The organism is Streptomyces sp. NPDC001750, assembly GCF_042892615.1.
Lineage (GTDB): Bacteria > Actinomycetota > Actinomycetes > Streptomycetales > Streptomycetaceae > Streptomyces.
In genome coordinates this window covers 347,429-369,287 of sequence record NZ_JBIAUE010000006.1, presented here as the reverse complement: position 1 = coordinate 369,287, position 21,859 = coordinate 347,429, and the positions used below count along the sequence as shown (strand labels likewise).

The window sequence follows — 21,859 nt, the reverse complement described above, 5'->3', positions numbered from 1 at the left end:
CTGGACAACTTCACCCGCCTGTGGGACGACCCGCTGTTCTGGCAGGCACTGAAGGTCACCGTCCTGTACACCGTGCTCGCCGTGCCGGGCACGCTCATCGCGTCGGTGTCGCTGGCGCTGATCACCCGTCGCGCGTTCCGCGGCGCCAGGTTCTTCCGGTCGGTGTTCTTCCTGCCGGTCGTCACCTCGCTGGTGCTGGCCGCCACCGTCTTCGTGTGGATCTTCTCGACCGGCGGCCCCTGGCCGACACTGATGAGCGTGTTCGGGATGTCCAAGGGCTCCTGGCTCTCCGACGACGTGCTGGTGCTGCCCGCGCTCGCCATCGTCGGCATCTGGTCCCGCTTCGGATACGGAATGCTGATCCTGCTGGCCCGGATGCAGGACATCCCCCGGGAGCTGGAGGAGGCCGCGCTCACCGACGGCGCCGGTGCCGTCCAGCGCTTCCGGTACATCGTGCTGCCACAGCTCAAACCCGCCCTGTTCTTCCTCGCCGTGATCGAGACGACGGCCTCCTTCCAGGTCTTCGACGCCGTCTACACCATGACCGGCGGCGGCCCCGCCAACGCCAGCTACACGCTCGTCTTCCAGCTCTACGACGCGGGCTTCAAGTACTTCGACCTGGGCTACGCCTCCGCCATCGGAGTCGCGCTGTTCGCGCTGACCGTCGTGGTCGCGCTGGTCCAGCGGCTCGTGATCGGGAAGGACCAGTGACCATGACCCCAGCACCCGCCAAAACCGCGCCCCCGCCCACGGACACGGCCCCCGCGACACCCGGCCGGGCCGCGCGCAAGGCCGAACGACGCCTGCGCAAGCTCGCGGAGCGCGACACCGTCCCGCACGGCATGCGCCCCACCCGGGCCGGCCGCATCGGCCGCGCCGTCCTGCTAACGGTGGCCGCGCTCGTCACGGTCTTCCCGTTCTACGCCATGGTCGTGCTCTCGCTGAAGCCGTCCGCCGCGGTCGAGTTCCCCGCCAGCCTCCTGCCCTGGCCGCTCAGCGGCGAAGCGTACGACACCGTCCTCAACGCCCAGGACGTCCCCCGCTGGCTCCTCAACACCCTGCTCTACTCGGTCATCTCCGTCGTCGGCGTGCTGCTGCTCGCCTCACTCGCCGGCTACGCCTTCGCCAAGAAACGCTTCCCCGGCCGCGAGACGATGTTCTGGTCATTCCTGTCGATGGTGATGGTCCCCTACCACGTCACCATGATCCCGACCTTCGCAATGATCGCGAAGCTGGGCGGCGTGGACACCTACTGGGGCCTGATCCTGCCGACACTGGCCAACGCCCAGGCCGTCTTCCTCATGCGCCAGTTCATCCAGGGACTGCCCGACGAACTCTTCGAGGCAGCCCGCCTCGACGGCTGCAACGAATGGCAGATCTTCTACCGGATCGTGCTGCCCCTCCTCAAACCGATCCTCGCCACCCTCGGAGTATTCGTCTTCCTCTGGCACTGGAACGACTTCCTGTGGCCCCTGGTCATCGGCCAGTCCACCGACATGCGCACCCTCACCGTCGGCATCGCCTCGCTCCAGCAGCAGAACGTACCGCTCAATGTGGTGCTCTCCGGCTCCGTCATCGCGTTCGTGCCCATCTTCGCCGCCTACCTGGTGGGCCAGCGCTACTTCACCGAGGGCGTCACCGCGTCCGGAATCAAGGGATAGCAACCAATGTTCACCGATGAAGCCGCGCTCGAAGAGCGGCTCGCCACCCCCACCCCCGCACTCATCACCGACCTCGCCCGCCTCGAAGGCGACCTGCTGATCCTCGGCGCCGGCGGCAAGATGGGCCCCAGCCTGTGCAGACTCGCCCGCCGCGCACTGGACACCGCGGGCCGGTCGGACGTGACCGTCTACGCCGTCTCCCGCTGGTCCGACCCGGCCGCGGCACAACAGCTGGAGGCCGCCGGGATCTCCACCGTCGCCTTCGACCTCATGGACCCGGCCGCCGACCTCGCCTCGCTGCCCGACGCCGGGAACATCGTCTTCATGGTCGGCGCCAAATTCGGCTCCGCCGGGGCACCCTCCCACGCCTGGGCCGTCAACGCCGCCATGCCCGACCGGGTCGCACGCCGCTGGCCCCACGCCCGCATCGCCGCATTCTCCACCGGCAACGTCTACCCACTCGTCCCGGCATCCTCCGGCGGCTGCACCGAGAACGACCCCGTCGGCCCGGTCGGCGAGTACGCCATGTCCTGCCTCGGCCGCGAACGCATCTTCGCCCACGCCGCCCTCACCCACGGCACCAAAATCGCCAACATCCGCCTCAACTACGCGGTCGACCTGCGCTACGGCGTCCTCGCCGACATCGCCCACCGAGTACAGGCAGGCGAACCCGTCGACATCACCACCGGCCACGCCAACGTCGTCTGGCAGGGCTACGCCAACCAGGTCGCGCTGCGATCCCTGCTGCACGCCACCGACAACGAACCCTTCACCCTCAACCTCACCGGCCCCGAGACCGCCTCCGTACGACGGCTCGCACACTGGTTCGGCGAGCAGTTCGGCAAGGATCCCTTGATCACCGGCGAGGAAGCACCCACCGCACTGCTCTCCGACGCAAGCCGCTGCCACGCCCTGTTCGGCTACCCGGACGTCACCCTGCGCACCCTCGTCGAATGGCAGGCCGACTGGCTGCGCCGCGGGCTGCCACTGTCCGGCAAGCCCACCAAGTTCCAGGTCCGCGACGGAAGGTTCTGATCCACCCCATGTCCCCCACTCCCCCCGCCCAGTCCGTCCCCACCCGGCCCTCGCCCGCCCTGGAGGCGCTCGCCCGGGGCGCGGTGATCCCCGCCCATCCGCTGGCCCTGCACGCCGACGGCTCGTTCGACGAGCGGCGGCAGCGGGCGCTGACCCGCTACTACCTCGCCTCGGGCGCCGGCGGGGTCGCCGTCGCCGTGCACACCACCCAGTTCGAGATCCGTGAACCGGAGGTCGGTCTGTTCCGGCCGGTCCTGGAGCTCGCCGCCGAGACGATCGACGCCGAGGCCGGCCGCCCGTTCGTCAAGGTCGCCGGGGCCTGCGGGTACACGGCGCAGGCCGTCGCCGAGGCCGAGACCGCCGCCGAACTCGGCTACGACGCGGTGCTGCTCAGCCCGGCCGTGCCCGGGGCGGACGAGAAGGGCCTGCTCGACCGGGCGCGGGCGGTCGGCGAGGTCCTGCCGGTGATCGGCTTCTACCTCCAGGAGGCCGTCGGCGGACGGTATCTGTCGCCGGGCTTCTGGTCGGCCTTCACCGATCTGCCGAACACGGCCGCGGTGAAGATCGCCCCGTTCGACCGGTACCGCACCGCCGATGTCGTACGGGCCGTGGCCGCCGCCGACCGCGCCGACGAGGTCGCCCTGTACACCGGCAACGACGACGACATCATCGGCGACCTGCTCACCCCGTACGAGACGGCGCACGGCACCCGGCGCTGGTTCGCGGGCGGGCTGCTCGGGCAGTGGGCGGTGTGGACGAGTTCCGCCGTGGCGCTCCTCGACGACGTGCGCAGGGCGCGCGCCGGGGACCACGAGGCGATGGTGCGCTGCCTGGCCCGCCGCCCCGAGCTGACCGACGCCAACAGCGCGGTCTTCGACGTGCGCGGCGCGTTCCGGGGCTGCATCGCCGGTGTGCACGAAGTCCTCCACCGCCAGGGCCTGTTGGCGAACATCCGCTGCCTGGACCCGGCCGAGACACTGTCCCCCGGACAGGCCGAGGAGATCAGCCGGGTGGCCGCGGCCTACCCGTGGCTGACCGATGACGCCTTCGTCGCGGAGCATCTCGATGCCTGGCTGTCCTGACCCGGCGACCACCCGCGACCGGGTGGTCGTCGCCGTGCCGCCCCGGCTGCGGGAGCAGTTCTTCGCCGCCGAGGTATGGCGGGAGCTGGAGCGGGCGGCGGAGCTGACGGTCCTGGACCACCACCGGGACCGGGACGCGGTCGCCGCCGCGCTTCCGGGCGCCCGCGCGCTGATCACCGCGTGGGGCGCGCCGCGGGTGGACGCCGGGCTGCTGGCCTCGGCGGACCGGCTGGAGCTGGTGGCGCACACCGGTTCGGCGGTCGCCCCGTACGTCACCGAGGACGTGTTCCGGCGGGGCATCTCGGTCACCCAGGCCGGGGACGAGATGGCCCGCCCGGTCGCCGAGGTGGCGCTCGCGTTCACCCTCGCGCTGCTGCACCGCGTCCACCGCTTCGACCACGCGCTGCGCGGCGGAGCCGACTGGGACGAGGCCGGCCAGGCCCCGCCGCGCCACGAGATCCACGGCAGCGACATCGGGGTCATCGGCGCCTCCCGCACCGGCCGCGCCTACATCTCCCTGGTCCGGGCGATGGGTGCGCGGGTGAGCGTCACCGACCCGTTCCTGTCCGAGGCGGACGCCGAGGAGCTCGGTGTGCGGTCCGTCCCGCTGGAGACGCTGCTGTCGCGCAGCCGGATCGTGGCCGTGCACGCGCCGGTCACCGAGGAGACGCACCGGATGATCGGCGCCGCGCAGCTGGCGCTGATGCCGGACGGGGCGGGTCTGGTGAACACCGCCAGATCGTGGCTGGTCGACGAGGACGCGCTGCTGGCCGAGCTGTCGTCGGGCCGGCTGGACGCGGCGATCGACGTCTTCGACGCCGAGCCGCTGCCCGTGGACCACCCGCTGCGCTCCCTGCCGAACGTCCTGCTCACTCCGCACCAGGCGGCGGGCACCGTCGAGTGCCGTCGGCGGCTCGGCGCGAGCGCCGTCGACGAGGTGCTGCGGCTGCTCGCCGGACGCCCCCCGGCGCACGCCGTCACCGTCGACGCCCTCGCCCGACTGCACTGAGCCCCCTGCGAAACCCCAAACACCCCTACCCCTTGAGAGAGTTCCTCCCATGCGACTGATGCGCATCGGCGAGCCCGGCCACGAGCGCCCGGTCCTCGTCTGCCCCGAAGGCCGTCACTACGACCTCTCCGGCATCACCGACGACATCGACGGCGTGTTCCTCGCCGCGCTCGCGAACAACCCGCACCTGGTCCCCGCCGAGCCCGCGCTCCCCGAGATCGACATCACCGGCGAGCGGATCGGCGCCCCCGTGGCCCGTCCCTCCGCGCTGCTCTGCATCGGCCAGAACTACGCGGCGCACGCGGCGGAGTCCGGCAGCGAGACGCCCGAGCAGCCGATCCTCTTCTACAAGTCGCCGAACACGGTCGTCGGCCCGTACGACGACGTGCTGATCCCGCGCGGTTCGAAGAAGACCGACTGGGAGGTGGAGCTGGCCGTCGTCATCGGCCGCCGCGCCTCGTACCTGGACTCCCCCGCCGACGCCGCCGCGCACATCGCGGGCTACGCCGTCAGCAACGACGTGTCCGAACGTGCCTTCCAGCTGGAGGAGTCGGGCGGCCAGTGGTCCAAGGGCAAGAGCTGCGCCACGTTCAACCCGCTGGGCCCGGTGCTGGTGACGGCCGACGAGGTCGGCGACCCGCAGCGGCTGCGGCTGCGCAGCTTCGTCAACGGCGAGCCGCGGCAGGACTCCAGCACCGCGGACATGATCTTCAGCGTGGCGCACCTGGTGCACCACCTGTCGCAGTACCTGGTGCTGGAGCCGGGTGACATCGTGAACACCGGCACCCCGCAGGGCGTGGCGCTGTCCGGCCGCTTCCCGTACCTGGGGCCGGACGACGTGATGGAGGTCGAGATCTCGGGACTGGGACGCCAGCGCAGCGTCTGCCGCCCCGCCTGACGCCGATCCGCCGGGCGCGGCCCCGCCCCCCGTCGGGGCCGGGACCGCGCCGTACCCGCGGCGCCCCGCCCCGGCCCGAACGCCCTTCAGTCCTCAGGGAGTTCGACCGGGGCGATGTCGTCGAAGACGTCGCCGGGGCCGGGGTTGGCCGGGTCGGTCGCGCCGCCGAACCGGGTCATCACACCCCAGACGGCGTTGAGCGCGGTCTGCACGGCGCCCTCGGCCCATCCGGCCGTCCAGGAGATGTCGTCGCCCGCGAGAAAGATGCCGCGCCGGTCGGCGGGCAGCCGGTCCTGCATGAAGTGGGTGAACAGCCGTCGCTGGTACCGGTAGTGGCCCGGCAGGTTGGCCTTGAACGCGCCCATGAAGTACGGCTCGTTCTCCCACGAGACGGTCACCGGGTTGCCGATGATGTGCTTCCTGATGTCGACGTCCGGGTAGATCTCGCCGAGCGACTTCAGCATGACCTCCATGCGCTCGTTCGCGGAGAGCGGCAGCCACTTCAGGCTGTCGTCGCACCAGGTGTACGAGAGGCAGATGACGGCGGGCCGGTCGGGGCCGTCGTCCAGGAGGTACGTCCCCCGGGTCATCCGGTCGGTGAGCGTCATCGACATGCGGTCCCGCCCGGTCCTCTCGTCCTTGTCCAGCCAGAACGGCCGGTCGACAGGGACGAACAGCTTGGACGACTCCATGTAGTGGGTGCGCTCCATCGCCGTCCAGTGGTCGATCGGGAAGAGCGCGTCGTCGCAGTCGATCTTCGAGAGCAACAGCCAGGACTGTCCGGTGAAGATCACTGCCGGATAGGTGCGGATGTCACCGGTGGCGTCGGTGACGGTGATCCGGTTGCCGGCGGTGCGGTGCAGCCGGGTGACCGCGGGGCGCGGTTCGCCGCCGTGCAGCGAGGACAGCGAGGTGCCCAGCGGCCAGTGGACGATCTTGCGCGGTTCGCGTTCCCAGAGCCGCAGCGGCAGTTGCTGGCTGCCGCCGACGATGGAGCGGTGGTGGTCGTCCGCCTCGGTGTAGACGACGCGCAGGATCTCCAGGATGGAGTTGGGGAAGTCGGTGTCCCATCCTCCGGTGCCGAAACCGACCTGGCCGAAGATCTCCCGGTGCTTGAACGACCTGAAGGCGTCGGAGTCGCAGAGGAAGCCGTAGAAGGTCTGGTTGTCGAGCCGGTGGACGAGCCTCGACCAGAGTTCCCGGACGCGCGGCACGTCGCGTTCGCGCATCGCGCGGTTCATGTCCGAGAAGTCGGCGTCCTCCTCCAGGCACCGGTTCCAGGCGTCCATCACGTCCCGGTACACCTGCGGCAGGTCGTCGATGGTCCGCGCGTAGTGCGACTCGCCCTTGAGGTCGACGACGGTCGACGGGGTGGCCGGGGCGAGCGGGTTGGGGAACGGCCTGGTCTCCAGGCCGACCAGGTCGATGTAGTGCTGGAGCGCGGTGGAGGAGGGCGGGAAGCGCATAGCGCCCATCTCCGCGGTGAGTTCTCCTCCCTCACCTGCGGCGGAGCAGCCGTCGAAGCCGACGGTGCGCAGCCGGCCGCCGATCCGGTCGGCCTCGTACACCACGGGCCGCAGGCCCATCTTCATCAGCTCGTACGCGGCGACGATGCCGGACAGCCCGCCACCGATGACGGCGACCTCGGCACCGTGCTCGGTCGCCGGGATCTGCCCGAGCCCCGCGGGATGCGCCAGATAGTCGTCGTACGCGTACGGGAAGTCCGGTCCGAACATGGTGATGGGCTCGGCCGCCTCGGTGTGCTGGGCGGCGTTGGGCACCGTGGACGTCATGGGGTACGGACTCCTTGCGCGGGAACGAGAGCGGTGGAACGAGAGCTGTGGAACGAGACGGTGTGACGGAAGGGGTGGGCGGGCCCGGGCTCAGGCGAGGGAGCCGTACAGGCCGGGGCGGCGGTCGCGCAGATACGGGTTGGCCTCGCGCGACGCGCCCAGGAGCGCGGTGTCGACGTCACCGATGATCAGTTCCTCGCCGCGTCCGGCGCGGGCGCGGACGGTGCCGTCGGGGCCGGCCAGACAGCTCAGCCCGACGAACTCGAACGCGCCCTCCGGGCCCGTGCGGTCGGTGTAGGCCACGTACATCTGGCTCTCGAAGGCCCTTACCGGGACGAGCGATTCGGCGACGAACTGGTACGGATGCATGAGCGCGGTGGGCACCAGCAGCAGCTCGGTGCCGGCGAGGGCGTGTGCGCGGACGTTCTCCGGGAACTCGACGTCGTAGCAGATCAGGATCCCGATGCGGACGCCGTCCAGTTCGGCCTGCACGACGAGGTGCTCGCCCGGCGTGAACCACTCCTGCTCGAAGTCGCCGAAGAGATGGGTCTTGCGGTAGTTCGCGAGCGCCGCCCCGTCCGGGCCGACGAGCCGTGCGGTGTTGAAGATCCGCTCGCCGTCGCGCTCCGGGCAGCCGTACAGGACCGCGAGCCCGTGCCGGGCCGCGATCCTTGCGACGGCCCCGGCGGACGGCCCGTCGGCCGGCTCGGCCAGCCGGGCCACGTCGGCACCGATCGCGTACCCGGTCAGGAACAGTTCGGGGCAGACCATGAGCCGGGCCCCGGCGTCCGCCGCCCGCCGCGCCGCCTCGTCGAGCGCCGCGAGGTTCGTGTCCACGTGCCCGGGGCGTCCGGAGCTCTGGAGCAGGGCGGTGCGCAGCGACGGCATGTCTGACCTCGGGCGATGGGGCGGGGCGGGACGTATCGACGGTACGGTCCGCCGCTCGGGGCGGACAAGGCGCGACCGTTGCGCATCCACCGTCGATCCATTGCGCGTGACGGACCCGCGGCGGCGATTCATTGCGCCGGGCGTCGTCCCAGGTCAGAAGGGTGACACAGGTCTCAGCCAACCCCGCCCGGACGGGGTCGGCCCGGTCCCGGCGCACCGCGCCTACTGCGGCGGCCCCGAGGTGTACCGACGCAGCAACGGCGACAGCACCAGCACGGACTTGGTCCGCTCCACGTACGGCTCGCCCGCGATCCGTTCCAGCACCTGCTCGAAGTGACGCATGTCCGCGGCGAAGACCTGCACCAGCGCGTCGGCCTCGCCCGTCACCGTGGACGCCGACGCAACCTCCGGATAGCGCTCCAGCCCCTGCTTGATCGCCTCCGGGGAGGTGTTGCGGCTGCAGTAGATCTCGATGTAGCCCTCGGTCTCCCATCCCAGCGCCGCCGGGTCGACCCGCACCGTGAACCCGGTGATCGCCCCTTCGGCGCGCAGCCGGTCCACGCGGCGTTTCACCGCGGGTGCGGAGAGACCGACGAGCGCGCCGATGTCCGCGTAGGAGCGCCGGGCGTCTTCGGCGAGGGCGTGGACGATGCGTTCGTCGAGGTCGTTCAGGCGCACGTCGGGCGGTTCACTTCTCTGCGATGGCCGGTTCGGGGGCGGCGCGGGCCGCCCTCCGAAGTAGAACACGCCACCGCCCCGCCGGGCGCACCCGGCGGGGCGGTGGGGAAGGGAACCGCGTCGTGGGCGCGACCCCGTCAGAAGGGGAAGCGCGAGCGACCGTACTGCACCGAGATCCACTTCTGGGTGGTGAACGCCTCGACCATGGAGTCGCCGTTCAGGCGGCCGAGGCCGGAGCTCTTCTCGCCGCCGAACGGGACGATGGGCTCGTCGTGGACCGTGCCGTCGTTGATGTGGATCATTCCGGTGTGGATGCGCTGCCCGACGCGCACGCCGCGCTCGATGTTGCCGGTGTGCACCGCGCCGCTGAGCCCGTACGGGGTGTCGTTGGCGATCCGCACCGCCTCGTCCTCGCCGTCGAACGGCACGACGAGCGCGACCGGTCCGAACAGTTCCTGGGACAGGACGGGGGCATCGGCGGGCAGGTTGGTCAGCACGGACGGGCTCACCAGGTTGCCCTCGGCCCGGCCGTGCAGCAGGGCGGTGGCCCCGTCCTCCACCGCCTGGTCGACGAGCGAGGTGATCGCCTCGGCCTGGGTGGCGTTGATCAGCGGGCCGATCACGGTGTCCGGCGCCGCGGGGTCGCCGACCGGCAGCGACGCGACCTTGGCGACGAACTTCTCGGTGAACTCCTTCTCCACCGCCCGGTCGACCAGGATGCGGTTCGCGGCCATGCAGACCTGGCCCTGGTGCACATAGCGGCTGAAGACGGCCGCGTCCACGGCGTAGTCCAGGTCGGCGTCGTCGAGGACGATCAGCGCGCTGTTCCCGCCGAGCTCCAGCACGGCCCGCTTGAGGTTGGCCGCGCACACCGTGGCGACGTGCCGCCCCACCTTGTCCGAGCCGGTGAAGGAGATGACCTGCGGAACGGGGTGCTCCAGCAGCGCGTCGCCGATCTCGGCGATGTCGGTGATCACGACGTTGAGGAGCCCGGCCGGCAGCCCCGCGTCCTCGAACACCTTCGCCACCAGCGTGCCACCGCAGACCGGGGTGTTCTGGTGCGGCTTGAGCACCACGGCGTTGCCGAGCGCCAGGGCCGGGGCGACCGACTTCAGCGACAGCAGGAACGGGAAGTTGAAGGGGCTGATCACGCCGACGACGCCGACCGGCACCCGGTAGACGCGGTTCTCCTTGCCCTCGGTCGGCGAGGGCAGGATCTGCCCGGCGGGCCGCAGCGCGAGCTGGATCGACTCGCGCAGGAACTCCTTGGCCAGATGCAGCTCGAACGCCGCCTTCAGCCGGGTGCCGCCGAGCTCCGCGACGATCGCGTCGCCGATCTCCTGTTCGCGCTCCTCGACGATGCGCAGCGCCCGCTCCAGCACCTGCCGCCGGGCGTACGGGTTGGTCTCGCCCCAGGCCTGCTGGGCGGTCTCGGCCGAGCGGTACGCCTGGTCCACCTCGTCGGCCGTGGCGACCGTGATCGAGGCGAGCTTCTCCCCGTTGTAAGGGTTGAAGTCGATGATGTCCCAGGACCCCTTGCCCGGCCTCCACTCTCCGTCGATGTACTGATGGGCCAGGTCAGTGAAGAAGGACATGAGATCCCTTACCGCAGAGAGAGCCGGGCAGCTGATTGCCGTTCATACTACTGAGGCGTTGGGCAAGTTGGGCCGTGGCTCAGGCCACCCACGCGTCGTAATCGGACATCCTTGCCCCGTTGCCGGGCGGGAAGCGGTTGCCCCTCGCGGCGCGAACGGCCGTGAGGGGCAACGGTGTTGTGACGGGCGCGGGATCGGCTCCGGCAGCACCGCGCCGCGTGGGGATCAACTCCTGCCGGTGAACCGCTTCGTGGCGGTGGCGGGATCAACTCCAGCTGGCGTGCAGCGGCTTGCCCTCGGCGTAACCGGCGGCGCTCTGCACCCCGACGACCGCCTTCTCGGCGAACTCCTCCAGCGACGCCGCACCGGCGTAGGTGCAGGAGGAACGGACGCCCGCGATGATCGAGTCGATCAGGTCCTCCACCCCGGGCCGGGCCGCGTCGAGGAACATCCGCGAGGTGGAGATGCCCTCCTCGAAGAGCGCCTTGCGGGCCCGGTCGTACGCCGACTCGTCCGAGGTGCGGTTCTTCACGGCGCGCGCGGACGCCATGCCGAAGGACTCCTTGTAGAAGCGCCCGTCGGCGGACTGCTGGAGATCGCCGGGCGACTCGTACGTGCCGGCGAACCACGAGCCGATCATCACGTTGGACGCGCCCGCCGCGAGTGCCATCGCGACGTCGCGCGGGTGCCGGACGCCGCCGTCGGCCCACACGTGCTTGCCGTACTTCTTCGCCTCGGCTGCGCATTCGAGGACCGCGGAGAACTGCGGCCGGCCCACTCCCGTCATCATCCGGGTGGTGCACATGGCGCCCGGTCCGACACCGACCTTGACGATGTCCGCGCCCGCCTCGACGAGGTCGCGCACCCCCGCGGCGGCGACGACGTTGCCCGCGACGACCGGCACCCTCGGGTCGAGCGCCCGGACCGCGCGGATGGTGCCGATCATGGACTCCTGGTGGCCGTGCGCGGTGTCCACCACGAGCGTGTCGACGCCCGCGTCGAGCAACTGCTCGGCCTTGCCCGCGACATCGCCGTTGATCCCGACCGCGGCGGCGATCCGCAGCCGGCCCGCGGCGTCGGTGGCCGGGGTGTACAGCGTGGCGCGCAGCGCGCCCTTGCGGGTGAGGATGCCGACGAGCCGGCCGTCCGCGTCGACCGCGGGCGCCAACTTGCGGTGGGCACCGTCGAGTTCGTGGAACGCGTCGCGCGGCGCGATGTCCGCGTCGAGCAGCATCAGGTCCCTGGACATGACCTCGGAGAGCTGGGTGAAGCGGTCGACACCGCCCAGGTCGTGGTCGGTGACGACACCGACGGGCCGGTGGTCCTCGTCCACGACGACGCCGGCGCCGTGCGCGCGCTTCGGCAGCAGGAACAGCGCGTCGGCCACCGTCTGGCCGGGCGTCAGCACGATCGGCGTGTCCAGCACCAGATGGCGCTTCTTCACCCAGGAGACGACCTCGGTGACCACGTCGATCGGGATGTCCTGCGGGATGACGACGAGCCCGCCGCGGCGGGCGACCGTTTCGGCCATCCGGCGGCCCGCGATCGCCGTCATGTTCGCCACGACCAGCGGGATGGTGGTGCCGGTGCCGTCGGGCGAGGAGAGATCGACTCCCTGGCGGGAACCGACCGCCGAACGCCCCGGGACCATGAAGACGTCGTCGTACGTGAGGTCGTACGGGACCGAGGGGGACTCCGTGTAGCGACCGGTGCCGGGCTCAAGAAAGCGCATGATGCTCATTTTTTCATACGAAACGGCGCAGGTCGCGTTCACGAAGGCACAGCGAAACGCCCCGGTGCTCGTACGTTCCTCCAATGAGGACGTGCGGGAACCCCGGGCGAACGGACCCCCTCCTCGGTCGCGCCACGCACCCGGCCGTCCTCGCATCATGCCCCGCGGCATTCGGAATCATTCACGATCATCATCCCTGGACCTGGCTACAAGCGGTCGGGTAGCTTCAAAACCCGCAGGTCCCGTGGGTCACCACGACGCCCGGAGGAGGATGCGGAGGAGTCACAACCTCCGTCAGAGGTACGACCGGAGAGGATCAAGGACCCACCGTGGACAGTGAACTGCCGGACATCTACTGCCCGTTCCCTCAGCGCACCAATCCGCACGTCCCGCACACCCGGGTCCATCTCGACGCCTGGATCCGCAACACCGGTCTGGTACATCGGGATTCGGCCAGGGAACGCTTCGAGCAGGCGGACTTCGGAGCCTTCGTCGGCATGGTGTATCCGACCGCGGACGCCGAGAAGCTCGACCTCGTCGCCGACTGGTTCGTGTGGCTGTTCCTCGTCGACGACCAGCTCGACGACGGCCACCTGGGCCGCAGCCCGGGGCGGGTGCGCGACGTGGTGGCCGTGATGAGGTCCGTGATCGAGGGCAAGGGCACGGGGACCGCGCCGGACGAGGAGCTTCCCGCCGCCGTGGTCGCCCTGGTCGACCTGTGGGAACGCACGACCCCCGACGCCGCCGCGCACTGGCGCGCCCGGTTCGGCTGGCACCTGACCGAGTACCTCATGACGACCACCACCTGGGAGGCCGGGAACCGCGCGGACGGTGTGGTGCCGTCCGAGGAGACCTACATCGCCAAGCGGCGCCACACGGGCGCGATCCATGTGTGCATGGATCTCATAGAGATCGTCGCCGGTATCGAGGCCCCCGAGTCGATCCACAACGACTCCCGGTTCATCACCGCCCTGGAAGCCTCGTGCAACGTCGTGTGCTGGGCCAACGACGTGTACTCGTACGAGAAGGAACAGGTCCTCGGCGAGATCCACAACCTCGTCCATCTGGTCCGGCACCACCGCGGATTCGGAAAGCGGGAGGCGCTGGAACACGTCTGCGCCGAGACCGGCAGGGAGACCCGGCGGTTCCTCGCCGCCGAGGCCGAGCTGCTGAGCTCCTACCCGCAGCTGTCCGGGATGCTCCTGCCGTACCTGGACGGGATGCGGAGCTGGATGCGCGGCAACCTGGACTGGTCGCGCCAGACCCCCCGCTACAACCCGGCGGACGTGGGCCAGTACGAGGAACCGCAGGAATACCTGGAGGCGACGGTGCTGGGCGTCGCCCAGGACTGACACCTCGCACTCCGCCCGCGTACCGTCCGGACGGTACGCGGGCGGACGCCGTTCCCAGACGGTACGGAGACGCGAGCACACATCGTCACGTCCTTCACCAAGGGCGATCAGGCGCTCGGGGCGGCCGCCGCCTCCCCTTCCGGCTCGACGACGACCGCGGCGGCGTCGCTCAGGCCGAGCCGGAGGTGCTCGACGTGGTACAGGGCCTGGTCGAGCAGTTCACAGACGTGGTTGTCGTAGAGGGAATAGACCACCGAGCGGCCCTTGCGGGTGCCGACCACCAGATCGAGGTTGCGCAGCAGGCGCAGCTGGTGGGAGCAGGCGGACTGCTCCATGCCGACCTCGGCGGCCAGCTCGGTCGCCGGGAGCGGTCCCTCGCGCAGGCGGGAGAGGATCAGCAGCCGCGACGGGGTGGCCAGCGCCTGCAGAGTGGCGGCCACCTTCGCGGCGTTGTCCGCGGTGAGGCGGGTGCGCGGGACGCGGCTGGTGGGGGTTGCGGCTCCATGACCCATACGACCATCGTACGCCGCCCATGAACACATGAATTGATGTTCATTCGTTCCTGTTACGGTGGTGGGGTTGGACGCCGTCCGCTCACGTCTGCGTAAGGACCCCCGTTTCGATGTCTTCCACCCTCACCCGTCCGGCGCCCGTCGGCGACGGGGCCGTGCGTGACGCGGTCGCGCCCGGGCGCCGCACCCGGATCTTCGCGCTGCCCGAGGCCCGCTGGGCGGCAGCTGCCCTGGTGCTGTTCCTGATCGCGCTGCCGCTGTATCTGCTGGGGGCGCCGGCGTGGTCCTGGGGGCCGCTGTTCGCCCTCACCTACGCCACCGGCGGCTGGGGGCCCGGCTGGGCCGGATTGCAGGCCCTGCGGGAGAAGACGCTGGACGTGGACCTGCTGATGGTCGTCGCGGCGCTGGGGGCGGCGGCGATCGGGCAGGCGCTGGACGGCGCGCTGCTGATCGTCATCTTCGCCACCTCCGGCGCCCTGGAGGCGATCGCCACCGCCCGCACCGCCGACTCCGTGCGCGGCCTGCTCGACCTCGCCCCCACCACCGCGACCCGCCTGCTGGACGACGGCAGCGAGGAGACGGTCCCCACCGAGCAGTTGGCCGTGGGCGACACCATTCTGGTGCGCCCGGGTGAGCGGATCGGTGCCGACGGCCGCGTCCTGGACGGCGCCGGCGAGGTGGACCAGGCCACCATTACCGGCGAGCCCCTGCCCGTGGCCAAACAGGAGGGCGACGAGGTGTTCGCCGGCACCCTGAACGGCACCGGCGCGCTGCGGGTGAAGGCCGAGCGTGACCCGTCCGATTCGGTGATCGCCCGGATCGTGGGCATGGTCGAGGAAGCTTCCGAGACCAAGGCGCCGACCCAGCTGTTCATCGAGAAGGTCGAGCAGCGGTATTCGATCGGGATGGTGGCCGCGACGGTCGCGCTGTTCGCGCTGCCGCTGCTGTTCGGCGCGGCGTTGCAGCCGACGCTGCTGCGGGCGATGACGTTCATGATCGTGGCCTCGCCGTGCGCGGTGGTGCTGGCCACCATGCCCCCGCTGCTGTCCGCGATCGCCAACGCGGGACGCCATGGCGTGCTGGTGAAGTCCGCCGTGGTGATGGAACAGCTCGGCCAGATCGACGCGGTGGCGCTGGACAAGACCGGCACCCTGACCGAGGGCACCCCGCGGGTGACCGACATCCGCCCGCTGGCCACCTCCGGCCTGAGCGAGGAGGAGCTGCTGCGGATCGCGGCGGCGGCCGAGCACCCCAGCGAGCACCCCCTCGCGCGTGCCGTCGTGGACGCCGCCCGCGTCCGCGAGCTGGACATCCCCGTGGTGGAGGACTTCACCTCCGCCCCCGGCACCGGCGTGACGACCACCGTCGAGGGCAAGGCCGTCGCAGTCGGCAGCCCCGCCCGGCTGCTGAGCGGCCCGGATGACCACCCGGCCGCCGTGGTCGCCGCCCGGCTGGAGGACGAGGGCCGCACCGCCGCCCTGGTCGAGGTCGAGAACACCCCGGTCGGGGTGCTGGGCATCGCCGACCGACTGCGCGAGGAGGCCGCCGCCACCGTCACCGCCCTCACCGGCCTGACCGGCAGCACTCCGGTGCTGGTCACCGGCGACAACCCGCGCGCCGCCGCCCGCCTCGCCGAGGAGGTCGGCATCACCGACGTCCGCGCGGGCCTTCTCCCACAGGACAAGGTCACCGCCGTGAAGGAGCTGGAGCAGGCCGGGCGGAAGGTGCTGGTGGTCGGCGACGGCGTCAACGACGCCCCCGCGCTCGCCGCCGCCCACACCGGCATCGCCATGGGACGGGCCGGCTCCGACCTCGCCCTGGAGACCGCCGACGCCGTCGTGGTCCGTGACGAACTGGCCACCATCCCCACCGTCGTCGCGCTCTCCCGCCGCGCGCGTCGACTGGTGGTGCAGAACCTGGTCATCGCCGCGGTCTTCATCACCGGCCTGGTCATCTGGGACCTGACCGGGACCCTGCCGCTGCCGCTCGGTGTCGCCGGGCACGAGGGCTCCACCGTCATCGTGGGCCTGAACGGCCTGCGCCTGCTGGCCGACGGCGCCTGGCGGCGCGCCCGCACCGGGAACGGTCAGTGAGCCGCCGCAGCCGCGCGAACCCCACCCCAGGTCCCCAAGACGATGGTCGACATCACCACCGACCCGTATCCGGGTCCCACCCGTTCATGACGCGGCACGGGTGCGGCGGCCGACCGCGGGCCGGGCGCCGCGGACAGCCGTCGGCGCCGCCCGTGGCCGCCCGGCCGCACCGTCCCCGCTCAGGCCCCGTCCGGGTCGGCCCGTTCCAGGGCCGGGCGCCTCGGCGCCGCCGACTCGGTCAGCAGGTACTCGGCCGCCGCCGTGTCCGTCACCAGGCTGGTGACCAGACCGGACCGCAGCACCGCCCCGATCGCGGCGGCCTTGCGCCGGCCGCCCGCGATCGCCACCACTTCCGGGATCCGGCGCAGCCGGTCGGCCTCGACCGTGATGCACCGCTCCCCCAGGTCCCGGCCGACCCGGCGCCCCTCCGTGTCGAAGAGGTGCGCGGACATCTCCGCGGCGACACCGAGCGAGGCGTAATGGGCGCGCTCCTCGTCCGTGAGCATGTCGTGGACGGTGGAGATGCCCGGCTCCCAGGAGCCGATGGACACCGCGGCGACCGTGACCTTGTCGAAGTAGTCGAAGGCGCGGGCGATGCCCGTCTGGTGGCGCAGCGCGGCGGCCGTGGCCGAATCGGGCAGCAGCATCGGCGCGTAGATCGGGTGGGCCTCGCCACCCGCCACCTGGGCGGCGCGGCGGACCGCCTCGACCGAGCCGCGTTCGGCCGTCCCCGCGTCGTACACACCGGTGAGCTGCACGACGGTGCACGGGGGCAGCCGGTCGAGGGCGGCGGCCATGTGGATCGTGGACCGTCCCCAGGCGAGACCGAGCACATCGCCCTCGGTCACCAGCTCGCCGAGCAGATCGGCCGCGACCTCCCCCAGGTTCTCCGGGTCGGGTGCGTCGTCGGGCTCCTCCGCGGGCGATTCGACGACCACCGCGTGACGCAGCCCGTAACGGGCCCGGAGCGCGTCGGAACGCTCGGCGTCCAGCTCGGCGGGGACACGGATCTCGATGCGCACGAGGTCGCGTTCGAGCGCCGTCTCCAGGACCCGGGCCACCTTGAAGCGGCTGACACCGAACTCCTCGGCGATCTGGATCTTCGACTTTCCTTCGAGGTAGAAGCGGCGGGCCATGGCCGCCGCCTGCACCAGCTCCGCGGGCCCCATCCGCAGGGCGGACCGTCCCGCCGACATTGCAGACACCGCGATCTCCTCACTGCTGTTCACACTCTCGATACGCCGTTCATCCTGTCAGATCCGGCGATCCCTGATCGGTCCCGTCGGACCGCGTTCATCTGCCCTTGGCCGGGCCGACTTCCGTTCGGGGCCGGAGCGCGTTCCGGCCGTGGTTCCGGGTCAGTGGCGGCAGGCCCAGGCGGCCGAGGCGGTGGCCGCGTCGGCCTGGGCGCGCAGGGCGCGCACCGCCTCGGCGGGGTCCTCGGCCCCGTAGACCGCCGAGCCGGCAACGAAGACGTCCGCACCGGCCTCGGCGCACTGCTCGATGGTGGACCCGGAGACGCCGCCGTCGACCTGGAGCCAGAGCTCGAGCCCGTGCTTGGAGATCAGCTCACGGGTGCGGCGGATCTTCGGCAGCATGATGTCCAGGAACGCCTGGCCGCCGAAGCCCGGCTCCACCGTCATGATCAGCAGCATGTCGAGCTCGGGGAGCAGGTCCTCGTACGGCTCGATGGGCGTCGCGGGCTTGAGCGCCATGGAGGCGCGGGCGCCCTTGGCCCGGATCTCCCGCGCCAGCCGCACGGGGGCGGCGGCGGCCTCCGCGTGGAAGGTGACGGATCCGGCTCCCGCCTCGACGTACTGCGGCGCCCAGCGGTCCGCGTCCTCGATCATCAGATGGCAGTCCAGCGGGGTGTCCGTGGCCCGGCTGAGCGATTCCACGATCGGCACGCCGAGGGTCAGGTTGGGGACGAAGTGGTTGTCCATCACGTCGACGTGGAGCCAGTCGGCGCCTTCGACCGCCTTCGCCTCCTCGGCGAGGCGGGAGAAGTCGGCGGACAGGATGCTGGGGTTGATCTGGGCCATGTGCCAAGCCTGCCATGCTCCGCACCGGTTCCCCGCCCCTGCGCGGGCCAAAGCCTCACGGGATCGTTACAGTTCGCGGGGTCCGGGCCGCACCATCCGCCCGATCCGGACGTTTCGGCCGTCACGCGCGGGCCCCGGGCGGCCCGTGGACGACGGTCGGGGCGCCGCGCGGCGCTCCCCTGCCCGCTCCGTAGTCAGCCGGTGCGCCGCAGCAGCGCCAGGTACATCGCGTCCGTGCCGTGCAGATGCGGCCACAGCTGGACGTCGGGTCCGTCCCCGAGCGCGGGCACTCCCGGCATCAGCGGGCGGGCGTCGATCCATTCCGCCTCGACCGGCCTGCCGCCGCGCCCCCTGAGCACGTCCTCGACGACGACCCGGGTCTCCGCGAGATGCGGCGAGCAGGTCGCGTAGCCGACGACGCCGCCGACCCGTACCGCCGCCAACGCCTCGCGCAGCAGGCCGCGTTGCAGCGGCGCGAAACCCTCCAGGTCCTCCGGCCGGCGCCGCCAGCGCGCCTCCGGGCGGCGCCGCAGCGCGCCCAGTCCGGAGCACGGCACGTCCATCAGGATCCGGTCGAAGGTGCCCGGACGCCACGGCGGGCGGGTGCCGTCGGCGGTGACCACCTGGTACGGGCCGGGGTTGCCGGCCAGCGCGCGCTCGACCAGGCGGGCCCGGTGCGGCTGCTTCTCGGCGGCGAGCAGGGCGGCCCCGCGTCCGGCGGCCAGCGCGCCGAGCAGGGCGGCCTTGCCCCCCGGCCCCGCGCAACCGTCGAGCCACCGGGAGTCACGGCCCTCCAGCGGGGCGTGGGCGAGGGCCGCGGCCACCAGCTGGCTGCCTTCGTCCTGGACCCCGGCGCGCCCTTCCCGCACCGCCTCCAGGACGCCCGGCTCGCCGCCCTCGGCCATCCGCACGGCGTAGGGCGACCAGCGGCCGGGCAGGCCGTTCTCCTCGCCGAGGGCGGTGAGGAGCTCCTCGGTCGTGGACCGGCCGGGGCGGGCGACGAGCGTGACCTCGGGCCGTTCGTTGTCCGCCTCCAGAAGGTTCTCGATGTCGGCCCGGCCGCCGCCCAGCGCGTCCCAGAGGGCGGAGACGACCCAGCGGGGATGCGAGTGCACGACCGCGAGGTGGTCCTCGGGGTCCTCGTCGTACGGCGGGGCGACGCGTGCCAGCCAGCCATCGAGGTCGTCCGCGGCGACCTTCCGCAGCACGGCGTTGACGAACTTGGCCCGCCCCTCGCCGAGCACCACCCGGGCCAGTTCCACACTGGCGGAGACCGCGGCGTGGGTGGGGATACGGGTGCCGAGCAGCTGGTGCACGCCCATGTCGAGCACGTCGAGGACCGGCGGGTCGACCTCGCGCAGCGGCCGGTCGATGCAGGCCGCGACGATCGCGTCGTACGTCCCCTGGCGGCGCAGCGTCCCATAGACCAGCTCGGTCGCCAGCGCCGCGTCCCGGTTGTCGAAGTCACCCGTGGCGCGGGCCTTCTTCAGCAGCGGGGGCAGGACGAGGTTGGCGTACGCGTCGCGTTCGTCGACGGCCCTGAGCGCCTCGAAGGCGAGGAACCGGACGGGGTCCTTCTTCGGACGGCGATGCGGCTTGGCGGGACGGCGACGCTGCTGGTCGTTCACGTGAAAGGTGCTCCGCTGGTGGTGAGGGGGCGAACCCCCCAAGCCTACGTCGCCGTGCCCGGCCCCCGGGGCGCTCGGGAGGTCACCCGACGGGCTCTCAGGCCCCCAGCAGCTCGCCGTGGACGATCCGCACCCCGCGGGCCCAGTCCGCGGCCCGCATCGGCTTCTTGCCCTGCGGCTGGACCCAGAGCAGTTCGACGGCGTGGGACCCGGTGCCGACGTACACGTTGTTCTTCGCCGCCGACAGCTCGCCGGGCGCCAGGTCCGCGCGGTCCGTCACCGGGGTCACCTGGACCAGCTTCAGGCGTTCGCCGCGGAACACCGTCCACGCGCCGGGAGCGGGGGTGCAGCCGCGCACCACCCGGTCGACCCGCAGGGCGGGCTCGGACCACCGCACCCGGGCGTCCTCGGCGGTGATCTTCGGGGCGAGGGTCACGCCGTCGGCGGGCTGGGGCACCGCGTGCAGCGTGCCGTCCTCGATGCCGTCCATGGTCGCGACGAGCAGTCCGGCCCCGGCGAACGCCAGGCGGGTGAGCAGGTCGCCGCTGGTGTCGGTGGGGCGCACCTCCTCGGTGAGGACGCCGTACACCGGACCGGAGTCCAGCCCCTCCTCGATCAGGAAGGTCGACGCCCCGGTCACCTCGTCCCCGGCCATGACCGCGTGCTGGACGGGGGCCGCGCCGCGCCAGGCGGGCAGCAGCGAGAAATGGAGGTTGACCCAGCCGTGGGCGGGCACGTCGAGCGCGGTCCTGGGCAGCAGCGCCCCGTAGGCGACGACCGGGCAGCAGTCCGGAGCGATCTCCCGCAGCCGCGCCAGGAAGTCCTCGTCGCGCGGCCGGGCGGGCTTGAGCACCTCGATCCCGGCCTCCTCGGCACGCTCCGCGACGGGGCTGGCGACCAGCCGACGGCCCCGCCCGGCCGGTGCGTCGGGCCGGGTGACGACGGCCGCCACCTCGTGCCGGTCGGAGGCGATCAGGGCGTCCAGGGCGGGTACGGCAACCTCGGGGGTGCCTGCGAAGACGAGCTTCATGGGTGGCTGACTGCCTCTCGGGCCGGAACGTACGGTGAACTCGACGCGGGGGGCCGACCGGCACGGTGGGGTGACGCCGCTCCGGTCCGCCGGTCGGCCCCCAAGTCTATGGGCCGGGTGCTCGGGGGGCGTACGCGTCACCGCGCGCCCCTCGGGGATGCGCTCGCGCCCCCGCACGTGACCAGATCACCGACTGTCGCGTTGGTCAAGAGAGATTGACCGAAGCGGGCCGCCACGGTGCGGCCCGATCCCTTTCAACGCCGGTTCGAGAGGCTTCTTCATGGCCGACCACGCAACCCACGACGCCCAAGCGCGGGCCAGCCTGCATCTGTTGGTGCGGGACATCGAGCGGGTCCGGCGGCAGGTGGACGCGCTGCGCACGCTCACCGCCCAACTGGGCAACGTCTACCGACCGCGCCGCTCCGGCCCGTCCACGGGCTTCGTCGTCTACGGCAGGGCCCCGGCCCCCACCGTCAGGCTGGCCCAGGAACTGCGCGACAGCGTAGAGACCCTGGTCACCGCGGCGGTGGACTTCGACCGCTCGCTGGGTTTCTCCTGGGACGCGGTGGGCTCCGCGCTCGGGGTCACCAAGCAGGCGGTCCACCGCCGCTACGGCGCACGCCGCAACGCCCGGCAGGCCGGAGCGGCCGAGCCGGCCGGGGAGGGCACCGTGCCGCGGCCGATGCCCATGACGCCCGGCTCCGGCGGCACCCCGCCCCTGCCGGCCGTGCCCGCCGCGCGCTCCATGCCTCCGCAGCACCCGGCGGACCGTCCGGCACTGCGCGAGGACCTGCGCCCCGGGGTCTTCCCCGGCCCGCGCAACGGCTGACC

At 71.9% G+C, this 21,859-nt stretch carries 19 protein-coding genes; 9 read left to right on the top strand and 10 right to left on the bottom strand.

Annotated features, from left to right (window positions below):
• The 6 genes from ACFYY6_RS13630 to ACFYY6_RS13605 form a co-directional block, all read left to right on the top strand.
• The coding region (locus ACFYY6_RS13630) for a carbohydrate ABC transporter permease (RefSeq protein ID WP_389193134.1) at positions 1 to 711 on the top strand (711 nt) is incomplete at its 5' end.
• A gap of 2 nt (positions 712 to 713) precedes the next feature.
• Positions 714 to 1,661, top strand: coding sequence for a carbohydrate ABC transporter permease (locus tag ACFYY6_RS13625; protein ID WP_389193131.1), 948 nt, complete (start codon positions 714 to 716; stop codon positions 1,659 to 1,661).
• A 6-nt stretch (positions 1,662 to 1,667) separates the two neighbouring features.
• Positions 1,668 to 2,696 carry an NAD-dependent epimerase/dehydratase family protein gene (locus ACFYY6_RS13620; RefSeq protein WP_389193128.1) on the top strand — a complete coding sequence of 343 codons (1,029 nt, stop codon included), beginning with the start codon at positions 1,668 to 1,670 and terminating at the stop codon, positions 2,694 to 2,696.
• A gap of 8 nt (positions 2,697 to 2,704) precedes the next feature.
• Complete coding sequence (locus tag ACFYY6_RS13615; RefSeq protein ID WP_351631375.1) at positions 2,705 to 3,778, top strand: dihydrodipicolinate synthase family protein; 1,074 nt, start codon at positions 2,705 to 2,707, stop codon at positions 3,776 to 3,778.
• Positions 3,762 to 4,787: a hydroxyacid dehydrogenase gene (locus tag ACFYY6_RS13610; protein WP_351631378.1), complete on the top strand. Its 1,026-nt coding sequence runs from the start codon at positions 3,762 to 3,764 to the stop codon at positions 4,785 to 4,787. Before ACFYY6_RS13615 ends, ACFYY6_RS13610 begins: the two co-directional genes overlap by 17 nt.
• A gap of 49 nt (positions 4,788 to 4,836) precedes the next feature.
• A complete protein-coding gene (locus ACFYY6_RS13605) occupies positions 4,837 to 5,685 on the top strand; it encodes a fumarylacetoacetate hydrolase family protein (protein WP_389193125.1) in 849 nt (282 codons plus the stop codon).
• 86 nt (positions 5,686 to 5,771) lie between these two features.
• Here ACFYY6_RS13605 and ACFYY6_RS13600 read toward each other — a convergent pair whose 3' ends face one another.
• From ACFYY6_RS13600 to ACFYY6_RS13580, 5 genes are all read right to left on the bottom strand, one after another.
• A complete protein-coding gene (locus ACFYY6_RS13600) occupies positions 5,772 to 7,478 on the bottom strand; it encodes an NAD(P)/FAD-dependent oxidoreductase (RefSeq protein WP_351525304.1) in 1,707 nt (568 codons plus the stop codon).
• Between the two features lie 90 nt (positions 7,479 to 7,568).
• Positions 7,569 to 8,366, bottom strand: coding sequence for a carbon-nitrogen hydrolase family protein (locus tag ACFYY6_RS13595; RefSeq protein ID WP_389193122.1), 798 nt, complete (start codon positions 8,364 to 8,366; stop codon positions 7,569 to 7,571).
• Between the two features lie 222 nt (positions 8,367 to 8,588).
• On the bottom strand, positions 8,589 to 9,044 hold the full coding sequence (locus ACFYY6_RS13590; protein ID WP_360114687.1) for an Lrp/AsnC family transcriptional regulator: 456 nt from the start codon (positions 9,042 to 9,044) through the stop codon (positions 8,589 to 8,591).
• A 137-nt stretch (positions 9,045 to 9,181) separates the two neighbouring features.
• On the bottom strand, positions 9,182 to 10,639 hold the full coding sequence (locus ACFYY6_RS13585; RefSeq protein ID WP_351525301.1) for an aldehyde dehydrogenase family protein: 1,458 nt from the start codon (positions 10,637 to 10,639) through the stop codon (positions 9,182 to 9,184).
• Positions 10,640 to 10,904: 265 nt separating this feature from the next.
• Complete coding sequence (locus ACFYY6_RS13580; RefSeq protein WP_351631390.1) at positions 10,905 to 12,371, bottom strand: GuaB1 family IMP dehydrogenase-related protein; 1,467 nt, start codon at positions 12,369 to 12,371, stop codon at positions 10,905 to 10,907.
• Between the two features lie 329 nt (positions 12,372 to 12,700).
• Between ACFYY6_RS13580 and ACFYY6_RS13575 the strand changes: the two genes are divergently transcribed.
• Positions 12,701 to 13,723, top strand: a complete 1,023-nt coding sequence (locus tag ACFYY6_RS13575) for a terpene cyclase (protein WP_351631393.1) — start codon at positions 12,701 to 12,703, stop codon at positions 13,721 to 13,723.
• A 107-nt stretch (positions 13,724 to 13,830) separates the two neighbouring features.
• Here ACFYY6_RS13575 and ACFYY6_RS13570 read toward each other — a convergent pair whose 3' ends face one another.
• Positions 13,831 to 14,235, bottom strand: coding sequence for an ArsR/SmtB family transcription factor (locus ACFYY6_RS13570; RefSeq protein WP_389193119.1), 405 nt, complete (start codon positions 14,233 to 14,235; stop codon positions 13,831 to 13,833).
• 110 nt (positions 14,236 to 14,345) lie between these two features.
• On the opposite strand from ACFYY6_RS13570, the gene ACFYY6_RS13565 reads away from it, so the two are divergent.
• The gene (locus ACFYY6_RS13565; protein WP_389193116.1) at positions 14,346 to 16,328 is read left to right on the top strand and encodes a heavy metal translocating P-type ATPase; all 1,983 of its coding nucleotides are present in this window, start codon (positions 14,346 to 14,348) and stop codon (positions 16,326 to 16,328) included.
• Between the two features lie 179 nt (positions 16,329 to 16,507).
• Here the strand turns inward: ACFYY6_RS13565 and ACFYY6_RS13560 are convergent, their stop codons facing one another.
• The 4 genes from ACFYY6_RS13560 to fmt all read right to left on the bottom strand — a co-directional run bounded on the left by ACFYY6_RS13560 (position 16,508) and on the right by fmt (position 21,028).
• A complete protein-coding gene (locus ACFYY6_RS13560) occupies positions 16,508 to 17,524 on the bottom strand; it encodes a sugar-binding transcriptional regulator (RefSeq protein WP_073787572.1) in 1,017 nt (338 codons plus the stop codon).
• A 162-nt stretch (positions 17,525 to 17,686) separates the two neighbouring features.
• Positions 17,687 to 18,370, bottom strand: coding sequence for a ribulose-phosphate 3-epimerase (gene rpe / locus ACFYY6_RS13555; RefSeq protein ID WP_351525545.1), 684 nt, complete (start codon positions 18,368 to 18,370; stop codon positions 17,687 to 17,689).
• 194 nt (positions 18,371 to 18,564) lie between these two features.
• Positions 18,565 to 19,998 carry an RsmB/NOP family class I SAM-dependent RNA methyltransferase gene (locus ACFYY6_RS13550; protein ID WP_389193113.1) on the bottom strand — a complete coding sequence of 478 codons (1,434 nt, stop codon included), beginning with the start codon at positions 19,996 to 19,998 and terminating at the stop codon, positions 18,565 to 18,567.
• Between the two features lie 97 nt (positions 19,999 to 20,095).
• Positions 20,096 to 21,028, bottom strand: a complete 933-nt coding sequence (gene fmt, locus ACFYY6_RS13545) for a methionyl-tRNA formyltransferase (RefSeq protein WP_351525543.1) — start codon at positions 21,026 to 21,028, stop codon at positions 20,096 to 20,098.
• A gap of 280 nt (positions 21,029 to 21,308) precedes the next feature.
• Between fmt and ACFYY6_RS13540 the strand changes: the two genes are divergently transcribed.
• Positions 21,309 to 21,857 carry a hypothetical protein gene (locus ACFYY6_RS13540; RefSeq protein ID WP_351525542.1) on the top strand — a complete coding sequence of 183 codons (549 nt, stop codon included), beginning with the start codon at positions 21,309 to 21,311 and terminating at the stop codon, positions 21,855 to 21,857.
• Positions 21,858 to 21,859 lie beyond the last annotated feature (2 nt).